Genomic DNA, 12,519 nt, shown 5'->3' on the forward strand with positions numbered 1-12,519 from the left:
CAGGAATGTTGCGGCTTGTCCGGATATTCTGGAAAAGTATCGATGCGCTCATGGCGCTGCTTCTGGCGGCAATGATCGTGCTGGTCTTTACCAATGTCGTGCTGCGCTACGGCTTTGCTTCAAGCATTCGCCAATCGGTCGAGCTGGCGCGGCTCTGGTTCGTCTGGGTGGTGATGCTGGGTGCGGCTGTGACCCTGCGCCGGGGCGAGCATCTGGCCCTGACCGAGTTTTCCGAGGCGCTTTTCCCGCGCGCGGTGCCGTGGTTGCGTCGCCTGTGCTGGCTCATCGTGATCGGCGCCGTGATCATGCTTTTTCAGGGCGCGTTGAAACAGACCAATGCGAACTGGAACAATATCTCGCAACTGACCGGTCTGCCCTCCGCGCTGTTCTATCTGGCGGGCACGATCTCTGCCGGGCTGATGGGCGTGATTGCGGTCATCCGGCTGATAAATCCGATGGGGGTCAGCCGCTGGCTGGATATCGATGAGGACCGGCTGTGACGCTCTTGCTCTTCCTCGCTGTGCTGATGATCGCCATTCTTGCAGGGCTGCCCGTGGCTTTTGCGCTGCTCCTGGCGGCGGTTGCGCTGATGGTGCAGCTGAATTTCTTCAGCTCCGACATTCTGGCGCAGGCGTTGATCAATGGCGTGGACAGCTTCCCGCTTCTGGCGATTCCGTTCTTTCTGGTCGCGGGCGAGGTCATGTCGCGCGGCGGCCTCTCGAAACGCATTGTGCGCCTCGCAATGGCGCTGGTCGGCCATAAACGCGGGGGCCTGGGCTATGTCGCGATCCTGACGGCGATCCTGCTTGCAGGTCTGTCCGGTTCCGCCGTGGCCGATGCGGCGGCGCTGGTCTCGATTCTCTATCCGATGATGCGCAATGCTGGCTATCCCGAGGGCCGCAGCCTTGGCCTGCTGGCGTCGGGGGGCATCATCGCGCCGATTATCCCGCCCTCGCTGCCGCTGATCCTGATCGGGGTGGCGGGCAATATCTCGATTGCGAAGCTGTTTCTCGCGGGCATCTTTCCCGGTCTCGTGATGGGGCTGACGCTGATGGTGGTCTGGTCGCTGGTGATCCGGGGCGAGGATCTGGAAACCCTGCCCAAAGCCAGCAAGGCGGAACGTCGCACGGCCCTGAAAGAAGGTGTCTGGGCGCTGCTGATGCCCGTCATCATCATCGGCGGTATCCGCACCGGGGCCTTCACGCCGACCGAGGCTGCCGTGGTCGCCGCTGTCTATGCCATCCTCGTCTCGACCGTCATTTACCGCGAACTCAGCCTGCGCGAACTCTATCATGCGCTGGTCGCCGCCGCGCGCGCCACCGCGATGGTGATGTTCCTTGTCGGCGCGGCCATGGTTGCGGCCTGGATGATCACGATCGCACAGCTTCCGCAGCAACTGGCCGTTCTGCTGGGTCCGCTGGTGGCCAGCCCGCGCCTGTTGATGCTGACGATCATGATTCTGGTTCTGCTGGTCGGCATGGTCATGGATCTGGCCCCGACCGTGCTGATCCTGACGCCGCTTCTGATGCCCGTCGTCCTGATGGCGGGGATCGATCCGGTCTATTTCGGGCTGATGTTCATTCTGAACTGTTCCATCGGGCTGCTCACGCCACCTGTGGGCACGGTGCTGAATGTTGTCTGCGGCGTCAGCCGGGTCAAACTGAGCGTCGCCGTGAAAGGCGTTGCGCCCTTCATCCTGGCCTATGTCGGGCTTCTGGGCCTGTTCATCGCATTTCCACAGATCATCACGACCCCCGCCCGGATTCTCGGCGGCTAACATAACTGGGAGGAACCACCATGAAACTGATGAAAACACTGGGGCTTGCTTCGGCCTTTGCACTGGCCGCGCTGTCGGCGCAGGCGCAAACAACTCTGCGTTTCGCGCATCCTGTGCCCGAGGGCGATCTGCAACACCAGATGGCCACATTCTTCGCCGATCAGGTCGCCGAGCGTACCGGCGGCTCGGTCAATGTGCAGATCTTTCCGCAGGGCCAGCTTGGCAATGACGGCGCCATGATCGATGGCACGCGCTCGGGGATCGTCGATATCGTGCTGGTGGGGCTGAACAACTTCACCGGTCTGGTGCCGGTTGCGGGCGTGTTTGAACTGCCCTTCATGTTCCCCAGCCGCGCCGATGCCTATGCCGCGCTCGATGGCGAGGTTGGTCAGGGCGTCGCTGAACGGTTCTCGGAACATGGGCTGAAGGTACTGGGCTTTCCCGAAAACGGCTTCCGCACGATGACCAACAGCCGTGGCCCGATCCGGGTGCCGGATGATCTGTCGGGCATCAACATGCGCACCAACAATTCGCGCGCGCTCAATGACATGTTTGCAGCCCTTGGTGCCAATCCGCTGCAACTGCCGATTGCCGAGCTGTATACCGCGCTGGAAACCGGCGTCGTCAATGCGCAGGATCACCCGGTCGCGATTGTGCTGTCCTTCCGCTATGACGAGGTGCAGCGCTATCTGACGCTGACCAACCACGCCTATTCGGCGCTTGGCTTCATGATGAACGCGAACCGCTTCAATGGATTGAGCGAGAGCGAGCAGACCGCAATCATGGAAGCCGCTGCCGAGGCCGTTGCCATGCAGCGCGCGCTGGCCGCCGACAATGAGGCCGCGATGGTCGCAGAGCTGGAAGCGCGCGGCATGGAGGTCAATTCCGACATCGACGCGGCGGCCTTTCAGGCGGCTGTGACCTCGGTCTGGGACGCCTTCATCGCGGATAATGGCGATGCCGAAGTGAAGGCGATCCTCGCGCTGCAATAGTCGCGCGCGGCCCTGTGTCACTGACGCGGAACTCCCGGCCATTGGCCGGGGGTTTTGTTTTGGCGCGAGCGTGGTGGCAGTGGCGGGGTTGCCCGGACCCGATGATTCAGCCGTCCTTGTAATAGTAGCTGTAGCCGTTCAGCGCGGGCGCCCCGCCCAGATGGGCATAGAGCACCCGCGACCCTTTCGGGAAGAAACCCTTTTTGGCCAGATCAATCATCCCCTGCATGGATTTGCCCTCATAAACCGGATCGGTGATCATCGCCTCGGTCTTCGCAGCAAGGCGGATCGCGTCATTGGTTTCTTCCGAGGGCACACCATAGGCCGGATAGGCATAGTCCGGGTTGATGTGGATCTCATCCTCGCGGATCTTGCGGCCAAGCCCCACGAGATCGGCTGTATTGTCCACGATCTCGCGCAGCTGCGCGCGGGTCTGCTCGACCGTGCCCGAGGCGTCGATCCCGATCACCCGGTCGGCGCGATCCTGCGCGGCAAAGCCGACGATCATCCCGCCCTGAGTCGACCCGGTGACAACGCAAACCACGATATAGTCGAACTTGAAACCAAGCTCCGCCTCCTGCTCGGCCACTTCTTCGGCAAAGCCGACATAGCCAAGCCCGCCAAATTTATGCACCGATGCGCCCGCCGGAATTGCATAAGGCTTGCCGCCTGCGTTCTTGACCGACTGGATCGCATCTTCCCAGCTCTTGCGGATACCGATGTCAAACCCCTCTTCGACAAGGCGGCTGTCTGCCCCCATCAGGCGGGTCAACATGATGTTGCCGACGCGGTCATAGACGGCATCGTAATGCGGCACCCATTTTTCCTGAATCACCACAGCTTTCATGCCGATCTTGGCCGCTGTCGCTGCAACCATCCGCGTGTGGTTGGACTGCACTCCGCCGATGGACACCAGCGTATCCGCCCCGGAGGCAATGGCATCGGGCACAATATATTCCAGCTTGCGCAGCTTGTTGCCGCCAAAGGCCAGCCCGGAATTGCAATCCTCGCGCTTGGCGTAGAACTCGACGCCAGCGCCCACCGCCTCTGTCAGCCGGGGCAGATGTTCAATGGCGGTCTTGCCGAAAGTCAGCGGGTAGCGTTCAAATTTGTCGAGCAATGACATGGGCCGTCTCCTGTGTTGCCACCGGGATGCTAGCAGCAAAGCTGTGATGGGTGTTTTCAAACCTGTTGTGCATATTTCCGGTTTGCACGATCCGGTAGCGTTGATGTTTGGAATTTCAGACATATCATGCAGAAAAATGAAAGAATCTTCCATGACCGACCTGAGCCGAATCGACCGCAACATCCTGCGCCATCTTCAGGAAGATGGCCGCCTGACGAATGCAGAGCTTGCGAAAGCCGTGAATGTAAGCCCTGCAACCTGCCATCGCCGCACGCAGGCGCTGTTCGAGGCGGGTCACATCACCACGGTAAGGGGACAAGTGAACCCCGCTTCGGTGGATTTGGGCACTCTGGTCATGGTCGGTGTCGTGCTTGACCGTTCAACACCCGAAAGCTTCGCGGCCTTTGAGAAAGCCGTGGACGGGATGACAGAGCTGCTTGATTGCCACCTTGTCGCCGGGGATTTCGACTATCTTCTGAAAATCCGCGTCAAGGAGATGAAGGATTTCAACAAGATGCACACCAAGATGCTGATCGCGCTGCCTGGCGTGCGCCAGATCAGAACCTTTTTCGTGCTCAAGGAGATCAAGGAAAATGCCCCGCTGAAGTTCTGACATGCGACCGGGCTTTGGTCTCGGTCGGAAGGGCAGGGGGGGGCGCATATATGCCCCTCTGGGAACCATCCTGCGTCCCACTCAGCGCTGCGGGGCCCGCTGATCACCTGACTGTTCCGCTTCCGTTGACATCTGCAAACCTTGCCCGCAGAATGACCATTCCACCAGGGGGGTTCCGTCAAGGAGCTGAGATACTGCTGGGCCGCAAGGCAGCGCAGGGACCCTATGAACCTGATCCAGTTCATACTGGCGTAGGGACGGTGCGGATGCTCTGCCGGACGGCCAATAGTCAAGCTTTCGGTGCGCATTCATTCCCCCTTCCAGCATGCTGGGTCTCCACTGCTCGCAAGGCAAGGAGCCTGACATGAAAGATACACCCACACCCAAAGTCACGACCGGACCGCTGCCCGCATCGACCAAAGTGTTCCGTTCCGGCGCGCTATATCCCGACCTGCGCGTGCCGATGCGCGAGATCGCCCTGCATCCAAGTGCCGGGGAACCGCCGGTTACGGTCTACGACTCTTCCGGCCCTTACACGGATGACAATGCCGAAATCGCCATCGAGCGCGGCTTGCCGCGTCTGCGCGAAAGCTGGCTGGCGGCGCGCGGCGATACCGAAATCTGCGCGCCCCGCCCGGTGCAACCGGCGGATAACGGGTTCGTCTCGGCAGACAGGCTGACACCGGAATTCCCCGCCCAACATCGCCCGCTGCGGGCAAAACCGGGAAAATCGGTCAGCCAGATTGCCTATGCCCGCGCCGGGATCATCACGCCGGAGATGGAATTCGTGGCGATCCGCGAAAACCTTGGCCGCAAGGCCATCCGGGAAAAGCTGGTGCGCGACGGCGAGAGCTTCGGCGCGGCCATACCCGATTTCGTGACCCCGGAATTCGTGCGCGATGAGGTGGCGTGCGGGCGCGCGGTCATCCCGGCCAATATCAACCACCCCGAACTGGAACCCATGGCCATCGGGCGGAATTTTCTGGTCAAGATCAATGCCAATATCGGCAATTCCGCAGTCACCTCCTCGATGGCGGAAGAGGTCGAGAAAATGGTCTGGGCGATCCGTTGGGGCGCCGATACGGTCATGGACCTGTCGACGGGGCGCAATATTCACAATATCCGCGAATGGATCATCCGCAACGCGCCTGTCCCCATCGGCACCGTCCCGATCTATCAGGCGCTGGAAAAGGTGGGCGGCGTTGCCGAAGATCTGACATGGGAGATCTTCCGCGACACGCTGATCGAACAGGCGGAGCAAGGCGTGGATTATTTCACCATCCATGCGGGCGTGCGGCTGCGGCATATCCCTCTGACCGTGGACCGGGTGACCGGGATTGTCAGCCGGGGCGGCTCGATCATGGCCAAATGGTGCCTGCATCACCACCGCGAGAGCTTCCTTTACGAGCATTTCACCGAGATCTGCGAGATCATGCGGGCCTATGATGTCAGTTTCAGTCTGGGCGATGGTTTGCGTCCGGGATCAATCGCCGATGCCAATGACGCCGCGCAATTCGCGGAACTGGAAACGCTGGGCGAGCTGACGCAAATCGCTTGGAAGCATGATTGTCAGGTCATGATCGAAGGCCCAGGCCATGTGCCGATGCACAAGATCAAGGAGAATATGGACAAACAGCTAGAGGTCTGTGGCGAAGCGCCATTCTACACGCTCGGGCCGCTAACTACAGACATTGCGCCGGGCTATGATCACATCACCTCGGGCATCGGCGCGGCAATGATCGGTTGGTTCGGCACGGCGATGCTGTGCTACGTCACCCCCAAGGAGCATCTGGGCCTTCCTGACCGGGACGACGTGAAAACCGGTGTGATCACTTACAAGATCGCGGCGCATGCCGCCGATCTGGCAAAAGGCCACCCTGCCGCCAGAATCCGGGATGATGCGCTGTCGCGCGCCCGTTTTGAGTTCCGCTGGGAGGATCAGTTCAATCTGTCGCTTGATCCCGACACCGCGCGATCCTTTCATGATCAGACCCTTCCCAAAGAGGCCCACAAGCTTGCGCATTTCTGCTCCATGTGCGGGCCGAAATTCTGCTCGATGAAGATCAGCCATGACATTCGTGACGCTGCCCACAGCCAAGCGCAGGCGGTTGAAACGACAGAACACCGCTGAGAGAGAGTGCGCCCTTTCAGTCCATTGAAAGGGCGCACCATCAGGCTGGGGGACCAGATATCCGATGAACGAGGGCGCGCCTCTCCTGACGGGATCCAGTCAGGAGAGGCGGCCTGCGGTCTGCCCGACGCTATGCGCTACTCCCACAGAAGCGGCGTGATCCGGCGAATTGCAACTCTGCGATTGCGCACTTCGGCCTCCAGTGTCGGGATTCGCAGATACCGTTTCCCATAGCCCTGCACGATCAGGTTCTCGGGCGGGATGTCGAAGAACTCGGTCAGGGCAATGGCCACCGATTCCGCACGCCGGTCGGACAGGGCCAGATTGAACGCCGCTGGTCCTGTTGCGTCAGTGTGCCCTTCTATCAGGAAAAGTTCGCGCGGATCCTCGCTGATCAGCCGCTCCATGAGGCGCCCGACCTGCAGCAGTTTCGCGGCTTCTTCGGGTCGCACATTGGCGCGGTTGGTCTCGAATGTGATCAGGTCGGGGCTCAGCAGGGGCACGAGTTCCCGCACCTCGCGCGATTCGCGGATCTGGCGCAGCGAGAAGCGGCGATCCAGGGCGCGGGCCTCGGCCTCGGCCTCGCGCAACATGGCGAGTGCCAGTTCCGGGTCCGAGCGCGGGCTGATGCGCAATTCACGCGTGCGCGGAGGCGGAAGGACCGACACATCGATCACCTCGACCGGTCGCGTATCGTCCAGCAGTAGCACAATGGTGCCGTCGGCGAGCACACGCTCGCGGCGCAGGACGCGGCCGGTGGCGTCGCGGATGGTGATGGTTTCGGTGCCATCGGTGCGCATCCAGCGCGTCCGGGTGGAGCCATCGTCATAGCGTTCGATCCGGCGGGTCGAGCCATCCTGCAACAGGATCGCATCATCGTCGCGCCACAGGTCCAGCGCACCGTCTCCCTGATCGACCACCACGCGCTCGTCCGAGCGCGCAACCACGCGGTTCTGATTGATGACCATACCGACAGCCAGCGCACCCAGTGCCGCCAGCCCTGCGCGTTCAAGATCGCGCCGGTCGCGCGCGCGCCGGTCCGCGCGTGCCTGGGCATCGGCATCGGCATCCAGCGTCAGGCGTGAGTCGAAATCATCGCGGCTGGTCCGGACCTGGTCGCGCGTGATCTGCTCCTCGATCACATCATCGCTTTCCACCTGCGGGCTGTCCTCGTCCGCGTCATCCGGCAGGCGCGCGGCGAGCGGGCGGGTGTCAACCTCGTCTTCGGGGGTCGTGGTTTCCGGCGAAACACCCAGCATTGCCCCCAGAACACCTATTGCAGAGGAGACATCAGGGGACTGCATCAACTCCTCGATCGCGGCCTGCTGCGCTGGATCCAATTCGCGCGGCGCTTCAGCCGGGGCAACAACCTCTTCTTCCGGCACATCCTCGACAATCAGTTCCGGGGCTTCATCCGCCATCTCCTCGGCCTCGCGGATCATGCGCTGGCGCTCTTCTTCCATGGCGCGCTCTGCCTCGATCTCTTCGGCACTCGGTTCGGCGGTTTCATCCTCTGCCGCGGGCGATTCAGCGGGGGCAGGTTCCTCTGCCCGGGTAATTTCCTCAAGTGCGCGACCCAGACGGTCAAGCACTGTGCCTTCTTCATCCGGTGCGGTCTCGCCATCGGTGGTTTCCGGGTCGGCAGGTTCCGACACTGTTGCGTCTTCATGCTCGGTCAGTTCTTCCGGCGCAGGCACCACCTCCTCATCCGGCGCATCCCGCGCTTCCTCTGACGAAGGTTCAGCGTCCGGCTCCTCCTCCTGCGTCATTTCCTCAAGTGCGCGGCCCAGCCGGTCAAGCGCTGTGTCTTCTTCATCAGCGACCGTCTCGCCTTCGTCCGTCGTTTCCGGATCCGCAGCTTCGGACTCTGCCTCGACTTCAGGCTCGGGCAGTTCCTCCGGCGCTGCTTCCGGTTCCTCCGCCTCGTCATCGGGTTGCCCGGCCTCTGAAACGGGTTCTTCAGCCCCGGCCGGGTCAACGCCCTCGGCCAGGTCAGGCTGAAGATCAGCCTCCAGAAACTGCAGCGTATCGTCCAGTTCCATCAGGGCCTGCTGCGCGCGCGCCTGCATCTCGGGATCATCGCTCAGCGCAGCACTGTCTGAAAGCAGAGTGTCGCACTCTGCGTCCGAGAGATCGATGGCGCATTCCGCGATCAGGGCACGCAGCGGCAGGCAGGCTTCAGCAGCGTCAGGAGAGTCGAAACACTCCTGCACCGCTGGCGCGAAAACGGAAAGCTCGTCCGAGGTCAGTTCGGAAATCTGCGCCATACTCATGCCGGCATGCGATGACAGATACAGACTGATGGCGGTTGTTGCGTAAAGGCCGGGCCGTGTCATCTGGTGCTCCTTCGATCAATCCTGTCGGACGCAGGTCTGGGCTGACAGCGTATTACCATCGGTTCAATGCCCGCAAAATGGGCATTACTGAATGTCAGCCGGGTCCGGCACTGGGAATTTCCAAAGCGATAACGCTTGTGAAGCCGCTGAGGTTCCAACTGATCCTCCTGGGTATCCTGTCGCATAACCGCAGAGTTCCCTTGCGCGCCCCTGGGATCAAGCGTTTTTCGCCCGGATAACGCATAGTTTTACTGAATGCGCGGCCCAGAGTGATGCCGGACAGTTGCCGGGGCGGGCTGTGCTTGAGGAAGCTGCGTCGCTGCATGAGGAACCACACTACGCAAAGAAAATTGGTTCAAGGTCGATTGCTCCCTCGTCCTGTGCTTCGTTGGCGTTTGCGAGAAGGACGCAATGGGAAAACCACGGCACATCGCCGGAACATTTTGGCTGGGAGGCGCGTTATCTTACCGAATCAGTTGTTATTTATGGAAGTAAGGTGCCCCATGGATCGTGAGGAATTCAAAGCTTTCGAGGCCCGCGTAGAAGCCAGGGCGGCCCGTTTGTGGTCCGAAGCCGGTAGTCCTGACGGGGGGCATAAGAAATTCATCGAACAGGCGCGTGAACTGGTGGCGCTTGAAGAGGTCGGTCCTCCGACGCGCAAGCCTGCGGAGGATGCGCGCCCGATCGTCGAGGAAGCGTCCATCCAGAGCAACCTTGGGGAATTTCCTACCCTGCGCGACCAAGGGGAAGAAATGACCCACCCCGATCCTGAGCTGGCCAACAAGCCCAAGACCGCAGAGGACATCCGCCTCTCGGACGAAGATGCGTCAGACACTGGCGGCGTGCTCCCTGACGATGATCTGCCCGAGAGATGACTTCAGCGAGGTCTTTTTCGCAGATATCCGCCCCGGCATGCCGGATAATGGGTGAAGTCCCGAGCATCTGCGAGGACAAACTCAGCTGCCCCGCGAGCATAGAAGCGTGGAGCAGGGGGCCCAAACGCATCTCATGAGACATCCTTTGGCCTTCCAGAGAAAGTGGCATGTCCGTTGCGCAGGCAGATGGGTGGGATTTGCACCGGTTCTTGCCGCAGCAGAACTCCCTTGAAGCAGCCGTCATGCGAAGGCCAGATCGAGAATCTCCGGCCCCTCATGCGCGCGATGTACGCAGGACCCGGCCCGATGCTGCTCTGACTCCGATACTCCCTTCCCGCCGCGTCGCACACGGCAGAAGCCATTTAAGGGAAAGGCTCCCGGAACAATTGCGGCATGGAACGGTTGGGGCGGGAACCACAGGTTCTTTCCCAGGAGGTATCCCATGACACCCATCACGCGCGCAACATTGGTTTCCCCACTTGCTATCGCCATGAGCTTCCCTGCCTTCGCCGAGTATGGACCAGTCGAGACGGATCACTACACGCTCGAAGTGCAGACGATTGCCGAAGGGTTGGAACATCCATGGGGCTTCGCGTTCATTTCGGATGACCGCTATCTTGTGACCGAGCGCAACCCCGGAACCATCCGCAGAGGAACCGTTGAGGGTGGCCTTTCTGACGTGGTCTGGGAGGCCGAGGATCTGTTCCGTCCCGAGGGAGAAACCGGGCGCACTCAGGCAGGACTATTTGACATCGTCCTGCACCCGGAGTTCGAAGACAATGGTTGGGTCTATGTCAGCTACTCGCGGGAAACTGACCGTGGTGCAGCGCTGGTGGTGGTACGTGGCACGGTTACCGGCGATGGGGATGACATCCAGATCGAGGATGTCGAGGATATCTTTGTTATGAAGGAGGAAGATCAGGATGCGAGTGCGCTGCATTTTGGCGGTCGTATGGCATTCGATCCTTCCGACAACGCATTGTTCTTGTCCATCGGGGAACGCCGCAATATCTCGCGCGCACAGGATGCCACGGATCAGGCCGGTTCCGTCCTGCGCATGTCGGATGACGGCGAGCCGCATCAAGACAATCCCGAATTCGCAACGGATGAGCAGGATGAAAACCCTGGTGAGCCCGATCCCTACCTCTATTCCATCGGCAACCGGAACATTCAGGCAATGGCGGTGCATATGACCACCGGAGAGTTGTGGACTTCTGATCACGGACCGCTCGGGGGCGATGAAATCAACCTGATCGTGGCAGGCAACAACTATGGCTGGCCGCTTACGACCGGCGGCAGCGATTATTCCGGTGCGCCACTTGGAGTTGGTACGGCGATGGAAGGGATGACTCCCGCCGTCCATATTTTCGACGAGACAGTCGCCCCGTCCGGCTTGACCTTCGTGCCAGAGGGCACGGAACTGGACGCTTGGGCAGGTGACATGTTGATCGGTGGCCTTGTCACAGAAGGGATAGTGCGTGTCCGGCTGGAAGAAGGGGCTGTCGCGGATGAGGAGTTCATTGAGATCGGTCGCCGCATTCGTGACGTGCAGGTTGGCCCTGACGGTGCGATCTGGGTGCTGACCGAGCATGAGGATGGCGAGATCCTTCGGCTCGCGCCAGAGGGGTGACAATGCGGAGCGGGTTGCGTCCCGGTTGCTTCCCGCCGGGAGTACTGGCGGGTTTCTGCTCTCGCGAAGGAGCGGCATTCCCTCGCGGGGCAACAGTAGGGTCGGCCCGTAGTCGATGCGAAGCAGGGCGGAACCAAGAGTGGCTTCTGGCGGATGACATGGTGAATCGCGTCGCTGCCAGTCCGACCGGCCAATATGAGGAGGCACGCCATGTCTGAAGGCACAAAGCTTCCAGAGCCACCTGAGCTGACAGAGAAGGTCTTCTCGGAGGTTCACGAGAAGGCAAAACTGGCCTCGGGCGCAATGATCGTGATGGGCCTTCTGGCTGGGGTCTATGTGGGCTTCGGCGGAATGTTCGCCCTCATCGCGCTTGCCGGGGCAGATGCGCTTCCTTTCGGTGTGGCACAGATTCTCGCGGGGCTGGTCTTTTCGCTTGGTCTGGCGTTGGTGCTGATCGCCGGGGCCGAGCTGTTCACTGGAAATACACTGATGGCGGGGCCAATCTATGCCCAGGGACTGGCGGCGGGCACCGCCGCGCGTGCCCTGCTGATTGTGTATGCAGCGAATTTCGCGGGCTCCGTGCTATTGGCGGTCGTGGTGCTCGGTGCTGGTGTGCATGTGGCCGGCGAAGGCGCTGTGGGACAGGCGGCGCTCGATCTTGGGATTACGAAAGTCGAAAAATCCTTTGGGACTGTGATTGCCAGCGGGATTCTGGCCAATATGCTGGTTTGTCTGGCGGTGTGGATGGCCTTGGGCGGGCAGACAGTCACGCAGAAATTTATGGGCCTCGTCCTGCCGATCGCCGCGTTCGTCGCGGCCGGGCTGGAGCATTCCGTAGCCAATATGTATCTGCTCCCCTACGCCTATCTGGTTCAGATCGTAGCCGGGGTATCGACCACGGAAATCACGCTCTTGGGGATTGCAGCCAATCTGTTGGGCGCGACACTCGGCAATCTGATCGGCGGAGCGCTCATCGCGCTGGCCTATGGGCATATTTTTGCAAAGGACTAGTGTTTCTCTGCCGCGCGCGCGTCTATGC

At 61.0% G+C, this 12,519-nt stretch carries 10 protein-coding genes and 1 riboswitch; of the genes, 8 read left to right on the plus strand and 2 right to left on the minus strand.

What is annotated here, in order from left to right:
* Positions 1 to 5 precede the first annotated feature (5 nt).
* Genes BG457_RS08980 through BG457_RS08990 form a run of 3 tightly spaced genes read left to right on the plus strand, consistent with a single transcriptional unit; the run spans position 6 to position 2,769 of the window.
* Positions 6 to 500 (plus strand): TRAP transporter small permease, encoded by a 495-nt coding sequence (locus BG457_RS08980; protein ID WP_071796752.1) that lies wholly within the window; start codon positions 6 to 8, stop codon positions 498 to 500.
* Positions 497 to 1,777, plus strand: a complete 1,281-nt coding sequence (locus BG457_RS08985) for a TRAP transporter large permease subunit (RefSeq protein ID WP_071796754.1) — start codon at positions 497 to 499, stop codon at positions 1,775 to 1,777. The genes BG457_RS08980 and BG457_RS08985 overlap by 4 nt, the downstream gene beginning before the upstream one ends.
* Before the next feature lie 20 nt (positions 1,778 to 1,797).
* Positions 1,798 to 2,769, plus strand: a complete 972-nt coding sequence (locus BG457_RS08990; protein ID WP_071796756.1) for a DctP family TRAP transporter solute-binding subunit — start codon at positions 1,798 to 1,800, stop codon at positions 2,767 to 2,769.
* 106 nt (positions 2,770 to 2,875) lie between these two features.
* On the opposite strand, the gene BG457_RS08995 is transcribed toward BG457_RS08990, so the two are convergent.
* The gene (locus BG457_RS08995; protein WP_071796758.1) at positions 2,876 to 3,895 is read right to left on the minus strand and encodes a 1-aminocyclopropane-1-carboxylate deaminase; all 1,020 of its coding nucleotides are present in this window, start codon (positions 3,893 to 3,895) and stop codon (positions 2,876 to 2,878) included.
* A 46-nt stretch (positions 3,896 to 3,941) separates the two neighbouring features.
* On the opposite strand from BG457_RS08995, the gene BG457_RS09000 reads away from it, so the two are divergent.
* Together BG457_RS09000 and thiC are read left to right on the plus strand one after the other, a co-directional pair.
* Positions 3,942 to 4,508, plus strand: a complete 567-nt coding sequence (locus BG457_RS09000; protein ID WP_245770964.1) for an Lrp/AsnC ligand binding domain-containing protein — start codon at positions 3,942 to 3,944, stop codon at positions 4,506 to 4,508.
* Positions 4,509 to 4,664: 156 nt separating this feature from the next.
* A riboswitch (TPP riboswitch) is annotated at positions 4,665 to 4,784 on the plus strand.
* An 88-nt stretch (positions 4,785 to 4,872) separates the two neighbouring features.
* Complete coding sequence (gene thiC, locus BG457_RS09005; protein ID WP_071796870.1) at positions 4,873 to 6,639, plus strand: phosphomethylpyrimidine synthase ThiC; 1,767 nt, start codon at positions 4,873 to 4,875, stop codon at positions 6,637 to 6,639.
* A 137-nt stretch (positions 6,640 to 6,776) separates the two neighbouring features.
* On the opposite strand, the gene BG457_RS09010 is transcribed toward thiC, so the two are convergent.
* Complete coding sequence (locus tag BG457_RS09010; protein WP_084657559.1) at positions 6,777 to 8,975, minus strand: OmpA family protein; 2,199 nt, start codon at positions 8,973 to 8,975, stop codon at positions 6,777 to 6,779.
* A gap of 503 nt (positions 8,976 to 9,478) precedes the next feature.
* Between BG457_RS09010 and BG457_RS09015 the strand changes: the two genes are divergently transcribed.
* From BG457_RS09015 to BG457_RS09025, 3 genes are all read left to right on the plus strand, one after another.
* The gene (locus BG457_RS09015) at positions 9,479 to 9,850 is read left to right on the plus strand and encodes a hypothetical protein (protein WP_071796763.1); all 372 of its coding nucleotides are present in this window, start codon (positions 9,479 to 9,481) and stop codon (positions 9,848 to 9,850) included.
* Between the two features lie 442 nt (positions 9,851 to 10,292).
* The gene (locus BG457_RS09020) at positions 10,293 to 11,480 is read left to right on the plus strand and encodes a PQQ-dependent sugar dehydrogenase (RefSeq protein WP_084657560.1); all 1,188 of its coding nucleotides are present in this window, start codon (positions 10,293 to 10,295) and stop codon (positions 11,478 to 11,480) included.
* A 210-nt stretch (positions 11,481 to 11,690) separates the two neighbouring features.
* Positions 11,691 to 12,491 carry a formate/nitrite transporter family protein gene (locus BG457_RS09025; RefSeq protein WP_175546772.1) on the plus strand — a complete coding sequence of 267 codons (801 nt, stop codon included), beginning with the start codon at positions 11,691 to 11,693 and terminating at the stop codon, positions 12,489 to 12,491.
* The last annotated feature ends 28 nt before the right edge of the window (positions 12,492 to 12,519 follow it).

Source organism: Natronohydrobacter thiooxidans (assembly GCF_001884735.1).
GTDB classification, from domain to species: Bacteria; Pseudomonadota; Alphaproteobacteria; order Rhodobacterales; family Rhodobacteraceae; genus Roseinatronobacter; species Roseinatronobacter thiooxidans_A.

Excerpts from the sequence above, each read along its gene's own strand:
- BG457_RS08995 (WP_071796758.1), bottom strand. The coding sequence starts at position 3,895 with ATGTCATTGCTCGACAAATTTGAACGCTACCCGCTGACTTTCGGCAAG.
- thiC (WP_071796870.1), top strand. The coding sequence starts at position 4,873 with ATGAAAGATACACCCACACCCAAAGTCACGACCGGACCGCTGCCCGCA.
- BG457_RS09010 (WP_084657559.1), bottom strand. The coding sequence starts at position 8,975 with ATGACACGGCCCGGCCTTTACGCAACAACCGCCATCAGTCTGTATCTG.
- BG457_RS08980 (WP_071796752.1), top strand. The coding sequence starts at position 6 with ATGTTGCGGCTTGTCCGGATATTCTGGAAAAGTATCGATGCGCTCATG.
- BG457_RS09015 (WP_071796763.1), top strand. The coding sequence starts at position 9,479 with ATGGATCGTGAGGAATTCAAAGCTTTCGAGGCCCGCGTAGAAGCCAGG.
- BG457_RS09000 (WP_245770964.1), top strand. The coding sequence starts at position 3,942 with ATGGGTGTTTTCAAACCTGTTGTGCATATTTCCGGTTTGCACGATCCG.
- BG457_RS09020 (WP_084657560.1), top strand. The coding sequence starts at position 10,293 with ATGACACCCATCACGCGCGCAACATTGGTTTCCCCACTTGCTATCGCC.
- BG457_RS08990 (WP_071796756.1), top strand. The coding sequence starts at position 1,798 with ATGAAACTGATGAAAACACTGGGGCTTGCTTCGGCCTTTGCACTGGCC.
- BG457_RS09025 (WP_175546772.1), top strand. The coding sequence starts at position 11,691 with ATGTCTGAAGGCACAAAGCTTCCAGAGCCACCTGAGCTGACAGAGAAG.